Origin of the sequence: Solidesulfovibrio magneticus RS-1, assembly GCF_000010665.1 — a bacterium.
Classification (GTDB): Bacteria; Desulfobacterota; Desulfovibrionia; order Desulfovibrionales; family Desulfovibrionaceae; genus Solidesulfovibrio; species Solidesulfovibrio magneticus.
The window spans coordinates 4,792,791-4,810,199 of sequence record NC_012796.1; the positions used below are offsets into that span (position 1 = coordinate 4,792,791).

A 17,409-nucleotide genomic window follows, 5' to 3' on the forward strand; every position below is an offset into this window, starting at 1 on the left:
AACGACGGCAAAAAATCGAAACCCGGACCGGTTCCGGCCATCGGGGGCGACGTGTTCGGCAAACTCGCGCGCGCGGTCAAGGGACTTTTCTGCGACACCCAGTCGGAGTCGGCCCAAGGCCTGACCGAAGAGCAGATCCAGACCGAATTCAAGAAGCGCTACCACCATTTCAAGCTGCTGCTCACGGCCAACAAAAAGGCCCTGGAGCTGATGACCGAAATGGAAGAGGCCCTAAACGGCCGGCGCACCTTCGGCATGGCCTTTATCCGCGCCCATTCCACCGGCGTGTCCGTCAACGTCTACAAGATCGTCGAGCACTTAAACGCCATCGCGCCCGGCAAGTATGCCGAACTGTATAACCGCATCAAGGACATCCAGCGCCGCATCGGCGAATGCCTGGCCAGCTCATGCACCCTGGAGACCGCGCCGGATCTGGTCATTCCCCTGGATCAGGCCGGCCGCGACCAGGCCGATCTGGTGGGCGGCAAAATGGCCGGGCTGGGCGAAATCGTGCGCCGCACAGGCCTGCCCGTGCCGCCGGGATTTGCCGTCACCGCCCGGGCCTACCATCGCCTCATCGAACACAACGACCTCAAGGACGAAATTTATCGACTGCTCCAGACCGCCGGCCCCGACGACCAGCGCAATCTGCTCATTTTAAGCTCCCAGATCCGCAACAAGATCACCGAGGCCGAGCTGCCTTCCGACGTGTCCAAGGCTATCCTGGGGGCCTACGAGACGCTTTGCCGCCGGCTCGGGCGCGAAGCGTCGGTGTCGCTTCGCAGTTCGGCCCTGGGCGAGGACGAGGCCGGCCAAACCTTCGCCGGCCAGTTCTCTTCCAAGCTCAACGTCGGCCCCGAGGACATCCTCCAGTCCTACAAGGAGATCATCGCCAGCAAGTACAGTCCCCAAGCCATGACCTACCGCCTCAACCGGGGCATCCCCGACGAGGACGTGGCCATGTGTGTGGGGGTGATGGCCATGGTGGACGCCGTGGCCGGCGGGGTCATCTATTCCCGCAATCCCCTGGACATCCGCGACGACTCCATCCACATCCACAGCGCCTTTGGCCTGCCCAAGTCCGTGGTGGACGGGTCGGTTGGCACCGACGAATTCGTCTTCGAGCGCGAGCGCCCTCCCCGGCTCACGGCCCGCCACATCCGGGAAAAGGACCAGGCCTTCCTGTGCCTGCCCGGCGAAGGCGTGTGCCGCGCCGAGACCTCGGGCGAACGGGCGCTGGCCCCGAGCATCACCGACGAACAGGCCCTGGCCCTGGCCGAGGCCACCGTCACCCTGGAGGCCATGTACGGCGCGCCGGTGGACGTGGAGTGGGCCATCGACGCCTCCGGGGGCTTGCAATTCCTGCAATGCCGGGAGCTGGTGCAGCTGCCGAGCCAGACCGGGGGGGGAAGCGACCGGGTTTACGGCACGCCGCTTGTCTCCGGCGGCGTGACGGCCAGCCCAGGAGCGGGCTTTGGGCCGGTCTTCGTGGTGCGCCGCGAGGCCGATCTGCTGCAATTTCCGCGCGGAGCGGTGCTGGTGGCCGTGGAAGCCCCGCCGCGCTACGCCTCCATCATCGACCGGGCGGCGGCCATCGTCACGGAAAAGGGCGGCGCGGCCGGCCATCTGGCCAACGTGGCCCGGGAATTTCGCGTGCCCTCCATCATGGGCCTGGCCGGGGCCACGCATCTGCTCTCCCCGGGGACCGAGGTCACCGTGGACGCCGACGGCCGGGCCGTCTATCCGGGCCGCCTGGAAGAGCTTTTGGCCGAAGCCGAGGCCCAGCGCCAGCCCGCGCCCGAACGCGTCACCCCCATGCACGCCATCCTGCGCCGGGTCATGGACCAGATCACGCCCCTGTCGCTCATTGACCCCAACGCCCCGGAGTTCGCCCCGGAAAACTGCAAGACGCTCCACGACGTGACCCGCTTTTGCCACGAGAAATCCGTCACCGAGATGTTCAATTTCGGGCAGGAGTTCCACTTCTCCAAACGGGCGGCCAAGCAGCTCAAGTACAAGGGCACGGCCATGAAGTGGTGGTTCATCAACCTCGACGACGGCTTTGTCGGCGATGTGCCCGGCAAGTACGTCAAGCTGGAGGAAATCTGTTCCATTCCGGTGGGGGCCTTGTGGGACGGCATCATCGCCATCCCCTGGCAGGGGCCGCCGCCCGTGGACGGCCGGGGGCTCATGTCCATCATTGTCCAGGCCTCCACCAACCCGCATCTGGAGGCCGCCTCCCATTCGTCCTTCGCCGAGCGCAACTATTTCATGGTCTCCCGCAATTACATGTGCCTAAGCTCCCGCTTCGGGTTCCACTTCTGCACCGTGGAGACCATGGTCGGCGACCGGCCGTCCGAAAATTACGTGAGCTTCCAGTTCAAGGGCGGCGCGGCCGAGTATTCCCGGCGTCGCCGCCGAGCCCAGTTCGTGGGCGAGATATTGGAGCTTCAGGGCTTTGTGGTGGAGGTCAACGAAGACGCTTCATTTGCCCGCATCAACGGCGGCCCGGAGGAAGAAATGCTGCGCGGGCTGACCGTCATCGGCTACATGCTCATGCACACCCGCCAGCTCGACATGATCATGCACAACGAGCCGCTGGTGCAAAGCTACAAGCAAAAAATCCTCGACGATCTGGTCAAGGTGGTGGGCCAACCCCTGCATGTGCCGCCGCCCTGCCCGGCTCCGGCAGCGGAAACGACCGCATAAACCGCCGGTCGATCCCATCCTTGAGGACCATGGCCCAGCGCCCCTGGGCCACAAGCCTCCCCTTGCGCAAGATCGCCCTCCCGTCGCCGCAGTTGAGCAGGGACAGATAGTCCCGGCCGTCGCGGCAAAAGGGCGTCAGTTCCCGGCCGGTCAGGTAGGCCAGCAGATTGGCGGCCAGGACCGGGCCTTGGCGCACGGCATAGACCCCGGCCCGAGGCAGCGGGCAGGGGGTGAAATCGATGCAGTCCCCGCCGCCGAAGAGTTCCGGGTAGAGCGGATGGTGGAGCCGGCGGGTGACGGCCAGCCCGCCGTCCGGCCCGCCGGCGGTCAGGCCGGCGGCCGCGAACAGCCCGGGCGGGCGCGTGCCCGTGGCGGCCAGGACCACGTCGCAGGCCCAGGACATGCCGTCGGTAAAAACGGCCCGCCCCTTCTTGAGGGCCTGCAGCCGGGCAGCGATGATCCGCCCGCCCCGCCGCCGGATCGAGGCCTCGGCCAGACGCCCGGCCCGGGCCGGCCAGCCCGGCAGCAGCCCGCGCGGCGCGGCCACGGCCAGATCCTCGCCGGGCCGGCCGCACTGGCGCAAGAGTTCCAGCAGGCCCGCCGCCACCTCGAAGCCGGCCGGCCCGCCGCCGGCCACCAGCACCCGCACGCGTTCGCCATCAGCCGCCCGGGCCAGGATGTCCTGGCGCGCCAGCAGCAGGTTTTCGATGGGCTTGACCGGGTAGACCACGGGCGCGGGGCCGCCGTCGGCGGCAAAATCCGGCAGCACCCGGCTACCCAGGCCAAAGCTCGCCGCGTCGTAGTCGAGGCGGTCGCCATCGGCCAGGAGCAGCCGCCGGGCGGCCGGCTCCACGGCCACGGCCAGACCGCGCCGAAAGACGCCGCCGCCGGCCTCGCACAGCGCGGCCACGGGAAAAGTCAGGTCGGCCAGACCGTAGCGGCCGGTCAGCAGTCCCGGCCCCATGCCGGAATAGGCCAGGGTCGGCCCCGGGGCCAGACACACCACCTCGACCCCGGCAGCCACGAATTCGGGTAGCCGGGCCAGCACGGGCAAGTGGGCGTGGCCGCCGCCGGCCAAAACGAGGCGTTTTCGGGCCATACCCCCTTCTACCCCAAACCGGCCGGCGAGGAAACAGGGAGCCGAAAAAAAGCGCCCGACGCGTTGGCGTCGGGCGCTTTCACGAACAAGGGGCGAAAAGACGCGAAATCAACCCTCCCCGGCGAGCTGGCTCCAGGGCAGCCGGAAGGGCAGAAGCAGCCACATGGTCGTTCCCTGCTCCGGCCGGCTTTCCACCGCGATTTCCCCGCCCATGGCCCGGGCCAGCCGGCAGGCGAAAGCCAGGCCGAGGCCGGCCCCCTGGAACTGCCGCGTATAGCTGGTTTCTCCTTGGAAGAACGGTTCGAAGATGCTGTCCAGACAGTCTTCCTCCATGCCGATGCCGGAATCGGCTATGGCAAAGACGACGCTGCGCCCCTTCGCCGTATCCCGTGGCGCACTAAACACCGTGACCTGGACAAAACCCTCCAGGGTGAACTTCAAGGCGTTTTCGACGAGACAGCCGAGGATCTTGGCCACCTTGCCCTCGTCGCCGATGAGGTGGGCAGGAACGGCGGGATCAAGCTCCACGTCGAACTGCAGTCCCTTGTCAATGGCCATGGCAACATGGGCGTCCTTGACCTTGTTGAGCAGGCCGACGACGGAAAAGAGCCTGTTTTCAAGCTGCGGCCCGTTGGCTTCCAGGGTCGTATAATCAAGGATGGCGGTCAGGAGCTTGGACAATCTCGTGCAGGCGAATTTGGCGTTCTCGATATACAGCCGTTGCTCATCATCGAGGTCAGTGGACTGCATCAGGTGCAACATGCCGTTCACCCCGTTGATGGGCGTGCGGATCTCGTGGCTCATGTTGTCCAGAAAGATCGACTTGGCCCTGTTGGCGGCTTCCGCCGCCTGGATGGCGTGGCGCAACGCTTCTTCCTCGCGCTTGCGCTGGGTGATGTCGATCCAGCTGGACCGGACCATGGGTACGTTGTTTTTTGAGGGGAAACGGACGAGGCGCACTTCGCAGACCACATGCTGCCCCAGGGCGTTTATCAGCCAACGCTCGACAATAATGTCTTCGCCGGCCAGGGCCCTGTTCCAGTTTTCCCGGATGGACTCGGCCACAGGCTTCCCGTCGGGCTGCCTGGAGGCGTAGAATCGGTGCACCCCATGGCGGCGCAGTTCCTGCTCGGTGCAACCAAACAGCGCCTCGGCCCGGGCGTTGACCAGAACAATGGCTTCCCGCTCCACATCGGCCACGACAATGGCTTCCGGGGCCTGCTCGACCAGGGTCCTGAAACGCGCTTCGGTTTCCCGCAAGGCCAGGATGCCCTCTTCCATGGCCTGGGCCATGGCGTCGAAGGCTTCGCCCACCAAGCCAATGTCGCCGTCCTTGGCGACAAGGCCGGTCCTTGCGGTCAACTGCCCGTCCTTGAAGGCCACGGCGGCTTCATAGATCTTGGAGCAATGCAGCGCGATCTTCATCTTGAGCAGCACCAGCGAGGCGATAAACGAGCACGCGATGACAAGCGCGCCCAGCACGATCCAGAGCTTGAGGGCGTCGAGGGAACGCTGGCGGGCGACTTCCGTGGGCACGCCAATGGCGATGAACAGATAGGGCTTGGTCGTTGTGCCCAGCGTCACGCCCTGGATGCTGTAGATTCTGTCGATGCCGTCGATGTCTCGGGACGAAAACACGTGCCGGTTGCCCAAAAAGGCATCCCGCAACACGGTGTTGACCGAGCCGACCTGACGCGACTCGCCTCGGTCGTTGCTGGCAAGCAGCGTCCGAAAGGCATGGTCAAGCAGGATGATGCTCGAATCCTCGGGGAGCTTGGCCTGGGAAAAATAGCCGGCATAGTTGGAGAGCCGCACCACGGCGATCAGGATGGCGACGATGTCTCCCTGGCTGTCGGTGACGGGATAGGAAAAGGGCAGCACCGGCTCGAAAGTCAGCCGGCTGATGATGTATTCGCCAACAGAGAAACCCTTGGTCGCCAGAACATCGATCACATGTTTGCGGTCGGCGAGGGAGACGCCGCCGGCCGGGATCGGGGCCGCCGAGGCAAAAACCGTCCCATCGGGATAGACGGCGTGAAAATTGGCGTAATCATTGTAGACGGACTTGATGTTGCGAAACGTCTCCGACATAGCCCGGGCGTCCAGGCGCTTGAACTCCTCGGTGTTGGCCAGGGTGGAGAGCAGGATCTTGGCGTTCTGGGTGAGTTTTTCCTGAATGACGATGAGGCCGGACACGGCCCGGGTGGTTTCCAGCTCAATGGCGCTGCGCTCCCGGCCGTACTCGCTCCAGGCGACATAGGCAATGACGGCGACGAACGGCGAGGCGCAGACAAAAAATGCGACAACAAATATCTTATAGAGCTGGATGCTGCTGTGCTTGTCCATAGTTGATGCCCCGCAAGACCTTGCCAGATAAGGTTGGCGAAGTGTCGCAACAGGATGCAAGCACGGTCCGCGACAGCAGGCGTATAATGACGCATGTGGCGATGAGCGGCAACGCGAGAAGGATTCCGCTACACTATTTGAGAAACGGCGGAGAAAGTCAACACCCGGACCGCAACCGGCGCCGGGTGTCGGGAGGGCTGACGACGGGAATCAGGCTTCGCCGGCCTCGGGGGGCAGGCAGCCCAGGCGGCGCAGTTCGGCCAGGATGGAACCTTCATCCACGGGCTTTTGCAGAAAGGAGGTGGCCCCGCCCAGGTACATGGCGTTGTGGGTGTCCTCGCCGTCTTCCAGCACCGAGGTGATGACGATCTTGGCGCAGGCCTCGGGGACGACGCCGCAATCTTTTTCGATCTCGCGAATTTCCTTGAGCGCCCGCGGTCCGTCGATGACCGGCATGAGCAAATCCATGAAGACCAGGCCATAGGGATCGCCGGCTTCCAGGGCCTTCTGGAAGGCCATGACCGCGTCCTCGCCGTTCACGGCGGCGTCGCACCGGGCGTAAGGGTGCAGGATGTATTCGAGAAAGCTGCGGCTGTAAAAATCGTCGTCGACTATAAGCGCCCTCATGATGCCTCCGGGGGGGTGCGTGCGCGGCCAGGGTTGAAGAGGGACGGCGTGTTTTTCTATCGGGGCCGCGCCGTGGCTGTCAAGGCGATCTAAGGGCTAGTCGTTTTTGAGAATCGTCGCATAGTTGCCGGCGCAGTGGCAGTCGGTGTCATAGCGGCGCACATAATCCAGGCGGCTGCGCAGGCAGGCCAGCTGGCCGTCGCGAAATACGGCCCAGACCTTGCCGTAGCCGGCGCACAGGTAGCTCTCCGGCCCGATGACAGCCTGCTTGAGGGCGGCGGGGTTGCCCATGAGTTCCTTGACCTGAGCGATGGACATGCCCGGGGCCAGGCTGCGTTCGGCAAAGGCGGCGTCGCGGCGCATGTCGTCGGCCATCTCCCGGGCGGCGAAGGCGCGATCAGCGGCGAAAGGCACGGCGGCCATGCGGGCCTCGGCCGCCTGACGGTCGCGGACGGCGGTTTCGGCCAGGGCGGCGGCCCGCAGCTCAGGGCTGGCGGCCAGGGCGGCCAGGCGCTCGGGCAGCGCTCCCGGAGCGGTCTCGGCCCGCAAGGTCAGGCGCACGGCCACGCCCTCGGGCGTGGGCCGAATGTCCTCGCCGGAAACCACGGGCGAAAGCAAGCTGTCGGCCAGGGCGCGCAGGTCCTGGCCCTGGATGCCGGACCGGGCCACCTCGGGGTCGTGGGCGAACTGAGCCAGGGCCGTGTCCAGGAGCTTGCCCCGGGCCTGGGCCGAACACAGGCGGCGGGCCTCGTTTTGGTCGATATGGGGGCCGTAGAAGCAGGCGATGGTGGCCGTCACGGCCCGGACGTCGGAAACCTGACGCCGCAGGTCCGGGCCGTCGGGGGCTTTCGTCCCCACGGCCGGCGCGGCCGGCTGCGGCTCGCCCCCGGGCTGGGCCGGGACTGGGGCGGCAAAACCAGTCAAAACGAGCGCTAGGGCCAGCGCTACGGACAAGCATTTGGGCATGGCGGACCCCCTGGATTGTCGCAATGTAGCAAAATCGGTTCCAGGCGTCAGGTCGCCAAAAGGGCGCGACCAGTTTCCCGGCCGCGCCCTTCGCAGGGGCAAGGGAGGGGACCTTGCTATTTGGCGGCCGGCTTGTGACAGTCGCCGCAGGTGACCGGCCCCTTTTTCTGGGTCAGGTGGCAACCCATGCACTGGCGGTGGAAGGCCCGCTCCAGGGGCGTCTTGCCGGGCTTGGCGGCCACGGCGTGGCAGTCTGAGCAGGGAATGCCGGCGGTGTCGGAGGCCGCATCGCGCTTGCCGTCCTTTTCGCCGTGGTGGCAGGCCGTGCAGTCGGCCAGGCCGGCCTTTTCGTTGTGCGTGTCGTGGGCAAAGGCCGCCGGCGGCCGGGTCAGTTTCTTGAAGGCCTCGGTGGGCACATGGGTCATGTCCTGCTGGGCCAGAGCTGGGGCCGCCGCCAGGAAAAGGACAGCCAGGGCCGACAGGACCAGGGGAGTAAACGGCAGTCGTTTCATGTCGGTGTCTCCTGCGCCCCGGGTCACTCGGGCTTCTCCATGAGTTCGTAGATGAGGTCGCCCAGGAACTTGGTGTGCATATTGAGGTCGAACTTGGTGATGATGTCGTCGAGGCCGCCGTGGCAGTTGTGGCACGGCGCAATGCACCAGTGGACGCCGGTGGCTTTCAGCTGTTCGGCCTTGATGGAGTTGCCGACGATGCGGACGTTTTTAAACGGAGGCCCGCAGTTGATGACGCCGCCGCCGGCGCAGCAGCAGTAGTTGTGCTCGCGGTTGGGGGTCATCTCGACGACGTTGTCGCACAGGAAGTGGACCACCTCGCGCAGCTTGTCCATGAGTCCCCGGCCGCGAATGACGTTGCAGGGGTCGTGGACGGTGACGGGTTCGGCGAACTTGTGGGTGAGCTTGATGCGGCCTTGCTGGATGAGCTCCCAGAAGAACTCCACCGAGTGGACCACCGGCACCGGATGCCATTTCCAGCCCAGCCAGCGGTTGGCCACGTCGTAGACGGCGCGGAAGGCGTGGCCGCACTCGCCCATGACGATTCGCTTGACCCGAAGGCGCTGGGCGGCCTCGTAGTGGGCGCGCTCCACCCGGGCCATGATCTCGGCGTCGCCGGTGAACATGGCCATGTTGGAGTTGTCCCAGCCCGGCGTGGCCGGCATGGTCCAGGACACGCCGGCGGCGTGGAAGATGGCCGCGGCCTGGTAGATGAGCTGGGTGCGGAATTTCGGTTCCGGCGCGATGACCGAGTACATGAAGTCCGCGCCCTCGACGTCAAGCGGTATGCGCAGCCCCGGGAATTCCTCGCGGGCCTCTTCCTCCTGCCACTGCAGGGTGTCGGGCCATTCGTCGTCTTTCACCCACATCTGGTTCAGGGTGGCCGAGTGGCTGTGGGCGGTGTCCTGGATGTACTGGGGCGTGACGCCGAGCTTGTGACACAGGCGGCGCACCACGCTGATGATGTAGCCGGTGTCGATGCCCAGCGGGCAGTAGTGGATGCAGCGGCGGCAGAGGTTGCACTCGGTGTAGGCCACCTGGGCGCACTGGTAGATCACTTCGGGATCGACCTTGCCGTCGGCGTCGAACAGCCGCCACATGGTCTGGCTGACCTTGGCCACCGGGGTGTAGCTCGGGTCCTTGTGCGACATGTAGTAATGGCAGGCCTTGGCGCACATGCCGCAGCGCACGCAGGTCTCCATGTAGGTCTTCATGCGCGCGCCGCATTCGCCGGCCACGAGCTCCTTGAAGACCTTCTGTATTTTCTCCGGGGTCAGGCGGCCGACGCCGCGACGCAGACCCTCGTCCTCGATGAGACGATCGGCAATGGTTTTCATGACGTCCTCCGGCGTTTACCAGTCCTTGGCGAATCTGACGGACCCGAATTCCGAGGCGATGTAGCCGCGGCTGAAAAATCCGAACAGCATGTGGGACAGCCTCGTGAACGGGATGGCGACCAGCATGGCCTCGCCGCACAGGACGTGCAGGGTGGTCATGAACAGGTTGTCGCCGATGCGGTGATAGGCCAGGACGCCGGTGAGAAAGGTCGCGCCGACCAGGGCCAGCACCAGCCAGTCGTGGGAGCGGGTGACAAAGCGCACTTCCGGCACGGTCAGCCGACGCCACAAAAAGTAGGCGCAGGCCGCGACCACGACGATGGAGAGCGTGTCGGCCAGACCGTCCGGCAGGGCCGGCCACGACCAGCCGTGGAAGGTGTCCAAGAGCACGATGTGGCCCATGAGGAACAGCGGAACCACGAACAGGCAGATGTGAAACAGGAAGGTGACGATGGTCACCCCGGGATTTTCCCGCCAGCCCAGCGCGCCGAAGGGGGTCACCCAATGGACGATGGAGCGGATGGCGTGGGGCCAGCTGATGTAGGCCACGAAGGCGGCGTCTTTTTTGAGCGCCAAGGCCCGCATGGACATGAGCCGGTAGATCGAACCCAGGATGAACACGGCGAAAGCCAGCCAGGCCAGGGGGCCGACGGCGAGATCGTACAGCGCGTGCATGGCGAACCTCCTAACCGGTAAACGCCGTGACCGGAGCCACGATGCGGTGGCATTTGCCGCCGGCCAGGGCGCGGATGAGCACCAGTTTGCCGTCGGGCGAAAAGGCCGGGGCGTAGCACTTGTCAAAGCTTTGCGAATAGGCCTTGCCGTCGAGGACGATGGTCTGGCGGCCGGCCTTTTCCACGGCCAGGGCCAGATGGGCGCCGTCGGCGCTCCAGACCGGCGCGTAGGCCATGTCGTAGCGGCCGTCCCAGACCTTGCCGTCGCAAAGGACCGCGAAGTTGGTGTTGTGGTCGCTGGCCAGGGCGGCGAAACGCGCGCCGGCCGGGCTGGGGGTCAGGTCCGTGACCACCGGGAAGCTCATACCCCAGGGCGTGCCGTCCACGGCTACGGTGAATTCGCCGAAGCGCACGCAGGCGATGGCCGCCAGCTTGGAGCCGTCCGGGGAAAACGCCTGCTGCCACAACTGGCCGAAGCGGGCCTCCCAGGCCATGGCGTCGTCAATGGCCATGCCCCAGGCTCCGGCCTTGCGCACGGGCGCGGCCACCGCGCCCGTGGCCGGATTGAAAGCCGGCCCCCAGGCGCAGGCATAGGAGCCGGCCCAGGCCTTGCCGTTGACGGCGACGGAATAGTCGTACAGGGAACGGCGGATGGTGGCGGCGACGTTTTTTCCGGCCGGGTCGAAGACCAGATTCCAGCAGTTGACGAAAATCGAATCCCAGGCCTCGCCGTTAACCGCCACGCTGAAGATGCCTTCCTGGAAGGTCACGACATCGGCCTGGGCCAGGGATTTCACCTGGACCACGGCGGCCGAGGCGTTGCCGGCCTTGGCAAAAACGGGCTGGTTGGCGTTTTCGTACAGCGTCTCCCAGGGCGTGCCGTCGATGGAGAAGCCGTATTCGCCGTCCTGCTGGATGCAGGCGGCGATGATGTCGCCCGAGGCGGAAAACATGGTGTTCCAGACGTATCCGTACTGTTCTTCCCAGGGCGCGTCGTCCACGGCCAGGGTCCAGTCGCCGTCGGCCTGGACGAGCACCGTCAGGCGGCCGTCGGGCGAGAAACGCGGATACCAGGCTTTGTCGAACGTGGTTTCCCAGGCTTCCCCATTGACCGCCATGGTGAACGCCGGCCCTTCCAGGGCGGCCACCATGGCCACGCGCTCGCCGTCCGGCGACACATGGGGTTCCTCCAACCATTCGTATTCACGGGAGCACTGCCGCAGATCGTCGGCGACGACGCGGGCGCCCGGCGTGAAATCCCAGGACTGCGCGAAGGACATATCGACCTCCTTGACGGGTGGAAGCACACAGGGGACGCGTCCGGGATCGCGACGCCCTGGCAACGAAAGCGCACCTTGTGAACATCCGCACGTTAGTCACGATTTGCCGACGAAGTCAAGGGGTGTCCCGTATTTGTATACCTAGTAAGCATGCGGGATATGACGTTATACGAGAGGAAATTACGCCATGAAACAACCGGGAATACACCCGTTCTCCGATCGATTTGGTGCGGTCATCCTCGCTCTGCTCCTGACCCTGGGGCTGGCCCTGAGCTGGGGCGGATCGGCCCAGGCCGCCAAGCCGGCCGGCCACGCCGCCAAGCCCGTCACCCAGACGGCCAAGGCCCGGGCAGCTGAACCCTGGTCGCCGCCGCCGCGCCCCGAGGACGCACCGCTGCCGCGCTCGGCCCGCCTGGGCGGAGACGAGGACGGGACGCCGGCCGGACGGACGGTCAAGACGCCGGGCGGCATCACCGAATCCCTGCGCGAGATCGCCCTGGGCGTGAACGAGGTGCTCTCCGGCGACCATCGCCAGGGCGCGGCCCGGCTGGCGGCCGCCCTGCCCCGGGCCGGGGATCAGGCCGACGTGGCCGCCTATTACCAGGGCCTGGGCCTGTATCTGGCCGGCGACGCCCCGGCCGCCCTGGCCGCCCTGGACGGCCTGCGCGCCCGGGCCTCGCAGTCGTTTCTGGGCCGCGACGCCCTCTACATCGCCATGGAAAGCGCCGCCCGGGCCGGCCGGCCCGAGCGGACCCTGGCCCTGGCCGAGGCCTGGCTGGCCGACCCCGAACCGTCCCTGGCCCCGGCCGTGTGGCTGCGGGCGGCGGCGGCGGCCACAAACCTCGGCCAGCGGCGCAAGGCCGAGGATTTCCTGCGCCATCTCATCCTCGATTTCCCGACCTCCCAGTCGGCCAAGGCCGGGCTGGCCCTGGCCGAAAAACTCGCCGCCACGCCCGATGCGGCCGGCGGCGCGGCCGGCTTCGATCCGTCCGCGCCGGACACGGTGCTCTTGCGGGCCGAGGCCTTGGTGGAAAAAGGCGGAGCCGAGGCCGCCCTGGCGCTAATCCCCGAGGCCGCGCCCCCGGGCTGGACCCCGGCCCAGGCCGCCCGGGGCGGGTACGTGCGCGGCAAGGCCCTTTTCCGCCAGCGAAAGCCGCAAGCCGCCTACGAGGCCTTTGCCCAGGCCGTGGCCGCCGATCCGTCGGCCTCACTGGCGTATTGGGCGCGCTATCATCAGGCGCGCTGCCTGTGGCGGTCACTCAAGGCCGAAGACGCCGAGCGCGGCGTGGCGCTGTTGCGCGAGGTGCTGGCCGCGCCCACGCGCGACGATCCCCTCAAAGAGGTCGCCGCCCGCCATCTGGCCCTGATGCTGGCCGAGCGGGGGCGTTTCGCCGAGGCTTCCGACGCGGCCGGACAGCTCAAGGGGCTGGCCGTGCCGCCCGACGCCGCCGCCCAGGGCGCGGCGCTGGGGGCCATCCTGCGCTACGTCACGGGGGACATGGCCGGGGCCGAGGCGGAGCTGGCCGCCTTTGCCGGCCGCTTCCCGGACGACGACTGGGCCGACGGGGCGCGCTACTGGCGCGGCAAGGCGCTGGCCAATCTGGGGCGCGGCCAGGAAGCGGCCGGGCTGTGGATGGAGGTGGCCGGCGGACGGCCCAATACCTATTACGGCGGCCGGGCGGCCGCCGCCCTGGCCAGCCTTGGCGAGGTCAAGGGGCAGGTCGTGGCCTCGCCGCCGGGCAAGTCGCCGCGTTGCCCGGACGCGGCCGAGCCGCCGTCGCCGGCCGTGTCCGCCGCCCTGGCCAAGGCCTATGCCCTGGCCGACGCCGGCTTGCCGGCCCTGGCCGAGATGGCGCTGGAATTTTCGGCCAAGGCCGCGCCCGACCGGGCCGATCTGGCCATGGCCCACATCCGGGCGGCCATGGACGGCGGGCGACGCACGGCCGCCATGCGCACGGCCTGGCGCACCTTTGGCGGCTGTCTGCTGCGCGGCACGCCGGCCGAACTCATGCCCCTTCGCGACGCGCTCTATCCCAGGGCCTACGCCGGCGAGGTGGTGACGGCGCTAAACGGCTCGGGCATCGACCCGGACGTGATCTATTCGCTTATTCGCCAGGAGAGTTTTTTCGATCCCAAGGCCGTGTCCGGGGCCGGGGCGGTGGGGCTCATGCAGCTCATGCCCGAGACGGCCAAGGCCGTGGGCAAAAAAATCGGCATCCGTCCCGAGCGGGCGGATTTGTTCAATCCGGTGGTCAACATCCGTCTCGGGGTGGCGTTTTTCCGGGAGCGGCTGGCCCGCGAGGGGTCGCTGGCCGCGGCGCTGGCATCCTACAACGCCGGCGAGAACCGTGTGGCGGTCTGGAACGCCGGCTTTGGCGGCCTGGGCGAGGAGCTGTTCGTGGAGCTGATTCCTTTTACGGAGACCCGGGACTATGTGCGGCGGATCACGACGAACGCGATGGTGTATGAGAGGCTGTATTTGGGGAAGAATTGAGGTTTTTCCCTCACGAAGGGGTGCCAGTCGCCAATACTGCTTCCAGATCAGAACATGGAGCTATCCTGCCGAAATAACGCGACCTTGACCTCGCATCAAAAAGTAGTATCATATAAACAATGAACAGTAAGCACCGGAAGACGCTGGAAGCCATCCGCTCCAAGCCGGAACGGGGCGATATCGCCTGGGCTGCTGTCGAGGCGCTCTTGCTGGGGATTGGCTGCCGAAAACTTGAGGGCGAAGGATCACGAGTGCGATTTGTGTCGCCAGAAGGGGCAATCCTTCGAATTCACAGGCCACACCCCAGACCGGTTCTCGACAAAGGTGCTGTCAAGTCTGTTCGCCGCTTCCTCGACCAAATGGAGATTGAACAATGAATGCTTTTCACTACAACGGCTACGTCGGAACGTTTGAATTCGAACCCGGCGATGACGCATTTCATGGGGAAGTCTCCGGCATCCGCGACGTCATTCATTTCACCGGCCGATCTGTGGACGAGTTGCGTCAGGCATTCCAGGAAGCTGTCGATGATTATGTGGCCACTTGCGCCGAGATCGGCAAAAGCCCTGAAAAACCATACTCAGGACGATTCATGGTCCGAGTATCGCCAGAACTCCATCGGCTGACGGAAACTGCCGCTAAAGCGACAGGAAAAAGTTTGAACACCTTTGCTGCTGAAGCACTGGAACGTGCGGCGAAGGAGGCGATTCGGCCCTAAGGGGCATCGGCGGTGGCGCAAGCGTCCTACAACGCTGGCGAGAACCGGGTGGAGGATTACAACGAACGTCATGGTGCATGCGCGGCTCTATTTGGGGAAGAACTGAGTTTTGAAGGGAGAACAGCCACCTTTTGGGCAACAATGATCCTCGGTAGGACATTTTCGGCCCTCCAGTTGACACATACACCAGACAAGAAGACCTTAAAAAATAACCACAAAGAACAACTAACCTGAACATTCACCAGCTGTTTTTTTAAAAGAAGCAACCACTTCCTGCCTATGCTTTTCTATTAAGACACTAGCCAGTTCAGTTCCTTTTGCGATTTGGTCGTTTCCTCCTAATCGAATATATTCGCGCCATACTATATCTATCACAGGCAAGACGGTTTCTGCCCTAACTTGTTCAATATCAAGATGAGCAATTTGTGAAATTCTCGGACTTGGAACTCCAGAATGCCGTAGCGCCCACAACGCCGAAACATAAAACAAAATATTATTCGCATGCACTCGATAATCAACAACATCACACTGTCGAATAATATCAGAGATTGATTGAACTATAATAGGGCATATTAGATATATTTCGAGCGGATACTGCGAGTTAAAAATACGGCTATAAGCTTCATCTTTTTTTATTAAGCTTGAAGGTCTAGCTCTGGCATTTGCCGGTTCTGACAGAGCACATGCCATAACAGATTGAGCGACGAACGGAATGCCAAATATTTTCTTGAGCGGTTTTCCAATGTTCTTGTAATAATTTTTCCTCCTGTCATAATAATACCCCCTAGAGTACAAAAAGTCTTCAATGTCCCGATGAATTTTATCAGTTGCCCTCAACGACGAGGCCGGAATGGGCGTCTGACTGTTAGTTGCTTTAATTATATGGTCTCTACTTTCCTGGTTCTGTGGAGTCAAAACTCTCACCAATATATTTCGCCTTTCCTTTTCTAGGTCTTTCCCTTGAAGGGCATTGTAAATTTCTCTCGAAGTTTGCAGACCATTTACTATTTCTGGATCTTCAATTGTTAAAGTTTTACTACCAGAGCTTGCCTTTGAGCAAATTATTGAAACACCATTGTTTAACCACCAAAAATCTTCAGCCGTCACAGACTCAACCGTTCTTCGTATTTCGCCATTAACCTCAGTCTTTCCTTGATAATCCCTAACATTTCCTTCAAAAAGATATGCTCTAAGGTGGCCATTTTCATCAGTGATAAAGTTTAGATAATCTCCTAAAGAGACCAAAGCAACAAAACCTTCTTGACTTGTTGAGATTGGGTTCTCAGCCAACTTTAATGTTAACGTCGTCGGAGGACTTTTTCTCGAACTAAGCAAAAGATCGGACGCTTTAAAAAAACCAAAGGAGAACGACACTGGACTGAGTAACGATTCTATCGTTTCTTTTAAAACTGATACTTTTCGTTCAACATCAGGATGGATATCCACCCCTTTAGTAGCGTATGCATAATAAATATGGACTTCTGGGAATTTGGACACGAGAGCAAAGTATGTATTTCTAAAGTTAGCCACTTTGCCAATGACATCTTTATTGTAGACGACAGAAAGATCCTCAATTTTCTTGTTAAGATCAAAAAAATCCCTTGCGCTGCTTATTAGCTTCTCAATAGCAACTTCGGTAAAGCCTTCAGAAGATTTTGATTGTATCAAAACCAACCTAAGCCTTGCTCCCCTTTTTAAAACCCCGACATCCATTTCGTCATAGAAAGGAACATTATTGACAAAGAAAAACAATGAATCGATGCCACCGTCTCCGCCACCATCAACCACGCCGGCTGACAATTCTTCATACGAAAGATCATCATCCTTAAGCACTTGTTCAGCAGAAAATATTTCAAAGAATTCCTCTTCGGTCAGCCCTTGGCCTATTTCTGACAACCGAAGATCAAGCAACTGATTAAGCAAAATCAAGTCATTGGCAGACATGTGGCACCATCCTCTTAAATTCAATCGAGATACGTTCTTTGCTCGTATAGGATTCTGCTTTGGTCTCTCTTCCCCTTCCACGCAGTCCAAAAAGGAGCCGTCTCTCCCTCCCCCCTACTCCCCGCCCCCGGCAGCCAGCTCCTCCAGCGAGAACAGCCGGTCGGCGTCGAGCAAAATGGTGAACGCGCCGTCCACCTGGGCCAGCCCTCGCACAAAACGCGTGGGCACCGACAACCCCATGTCCGGCGGCGGGGCCACGTCGGCGTCGGCGACCTCCACCACCTCATGCACGGCGTCGGCCAGGGCGGCCACGGCCAGGGTGTCGCCGTCGTAGTCGCGCTCCAGGATAATCAGGCAGGTGGGTTTGTGGCACTCGGCGTCGAGTTCGAGCTTTTGGCTCAAATCCACCACCGTGGCCGCGTTGCCGCGCAGGTTGACCACCCCGCGCAGATGGCCCGGGGCCAGGGGCACGAAGGTCACGGGCGGCACGTCGAGCACTTCGGAAACGAGCAGCGACGGCAGGGCAAGGCGTTCGCCGCACAGGCTGAAGGTGAGGTATTGGCGGACGGCGTCATCGGCCATGGCGTGCCTCCGGGAGGGTCGATATTCGGGCCAACATACGGCCTTGGCCCGCGTCCGGCAACCGTCCGGTTTCCTTGGCCCGAACCAAGTTCCCAGCGAAGGCGTTGACAAGCCCGCGCCC

14 protein-coding genes are annotated in these 17,409 nt (G+C 63.3%); 4 read left to right on the top strand and 10 right to left on the bottom strand.

The genetic code is table 11. The features are described from left to right. The first annotated feature begins 51 nt into the window (after positions 1-51). The gene (locus DMR_RS19970) at positions 52-2,709 is read left to right on the top strand and encodes a PEP/pyruvate-binding domain-containing protein (protein WP_015862859.1); all 2,658 of its coding nucleotides are present in this window, start codon (positions 52-54) and stop codon (positions 2,707-2,709) included. Here DMR_RS19970 and DMR_RS19975 read toward each other — a convergent pair. The 8 genes from DMR_RS19975 to tmcD form a co-directional block, all read right to left on the bottom strand. Beyond that, complete coding sequence (locus DMR_RS19975) at positions 2,639-3,808, bottom strand: NAD(P)/FAD-dependent oxidoreductase (protein ID WP_015862860.1); 1,170 nt, start codon at positions 3,806-3,808, stop codon at positions 2,639-2,641. The two genes, DMR_RS19970 and DMR_RS19975, sit on opposite strands and share 71 nt — an antisense overlap. A gap of 108 nt (positions 3,809-3,916) precedes the next feature. Further along, entirely contained in the window at positions 3,917-6,154 is a 2,238-nt protein-coding gene (locus DMR_RS19980; protein WP_015862861.1) for an ATP-binding protein, read from the bottom strand. A 210-nt stretch (positions 6,155-6,364) separates the two neighbouring features. Beyond that, positions 6,365-6,781 (bottom strand): response regulator, encoded by a 417-nt coding sequence (locus DMR_RS19985; RefSeq protein WP_015862862.1) that lies wholly within the window; start codon positions 6,779-6,781, stop codon positions 6,365-6,367. 96 nt (positions 6,782-6,877) lie between these two features. Further along, entirely contained in the window at positions 6,878-7,747 is an 870-nt protein-coding gene (locus DMR_RS19990) for a hypothetical protein (protein WP_015862863.1), read from the bottom strand. 116 nt (positions 7,748-7,863) lie between these two features. Continuing rightward, on the bottom strand, positions 7,864-8,259 hold the full coding sequence (gene tmcA, locus DMR_RS19995; RefSeq protein ID WP_015862864.1) for an acidic tetraheme cytochrome c3 TmcA: 396 nt from the start codon (positions 8,257-8,259) through the stop codon (positions 7,864-7,866). A 23-nt stretch (positions 8,260-8,282) separates the two neighbouring features. Next, the gene (gene tmcB, locus DMR_RS20000) at positions 8,283-9,596 is read right to left on the bottom strand and encodes an electron transfer complex ferredoxin TmcB (protein WP_015862865.1); all 1,314 of its coding nucleotides are present in this window, start codon (positions 9,594-9,596) and stop codon (positions 8,283-8,285) included. A gap of 15 nt (positions 9,597-9,611) precedes the next feature. Beyond that, complete coding sequence (gene tmcC / locus DMR_RS20005) at positions 9,612-10,271, bottom strand: TmcC family electron transfer complex membrane anchor subunit (protein ID WP_015862866.1); 660 nt, start codon at positions 10,269-10,271, stop codon at positions 9,612-9,614. 10 nt (positions 10,272-10,281) lie between these two features. Beyond that, on the bottom strand, positions 10,282-11,550 hold the full coding sequence (gene tmcD, locus DMR_RS20010) for an electron transfer complex subunit TmcD (protein ID WP_015862867.1): 1,269 nt from the start codon (positions 11,548-11,550) through the stop codon (positions 10,282-10,284). 187 nt (positions 11,551-11,737) lie between these two features. Here tmcD and DMR_RS20015 point away from each other — a divergent pair, with 187 nt between their 5' ends. From DMR_RS20015 to DMR_RS20020, 3 genes are all read left to right on the top strand, one after another. Then, positions 11,738-14,044 (top strand): transglycosylase SLT domain-containing protein, encoded by a 2,307-nt coding sequence (locus tag DMR_RS20015; protein WP_015862868.1) that lies wholly within the window; start codon positions 11,738-11,740, stop codon positions 14,042-14,044. A 119-nt stretch (positions 14,045-14,163) separates the two neighbouring features. Beyond that, complete coding sequence (locus DMR_RS25850) at positions 14,164-14,421, top strand: type II toxin-antitoxin system HicA family toxin (protein ID WP_015862869.1); 258 nt, start codon at positions 14,164-14,166, stop codon at positions 14,419-14,421. Then, positions 14,418-14,762 (top strand): type II toxin-antitoxin system HicB family antitoxin, encoded by a 345-nt coding sequence (locus DMR_RS20020; RefSeq protein WP_043601228.1) that lies wholly within the window; start codon positions 14,418-14,420, stop codon positions 14,760-14,762. Before DMR_RS25850 ends, DMR_RS20020 begins: the two co-directional genes overlap by 4 nt. Positions 14,763-14,987: 225 nt before the next feature. Here DMR_RS20020 and DMR_RS23970 read toward each other — a convergent pair whose 3' ends face one another. Together DMR_RS23970 and DMR_RS20025 are read right to left on the bottom strand one after the other, a co-directional pair. Then, positions 14,988-16,706 (bottom strand): AIPR family protein, encoded by a 1,719-nt coding sequence (locus DMR_RS23970; protein ID WP_148208497.1) that lies wholly within the window; start codon positions 16,704-16,706, stop codon positions 14,988-14,990. A gap of 114 nt (positions 16,707-16,820) precedes the next feature. Continuing rightward, on the bottom strand, positions 16,821-17,288 hold the full coding sequence (locus DMR_RS20025) for a chemotaxis protein CheW (protein ID WP_043601231.1): 468 nt from the start codon (positions 17,286-17,288) through the stop codon (positions 16,821-16,823). Positions 17,289-17,409 lie beyond the last annotated feature (121 nt).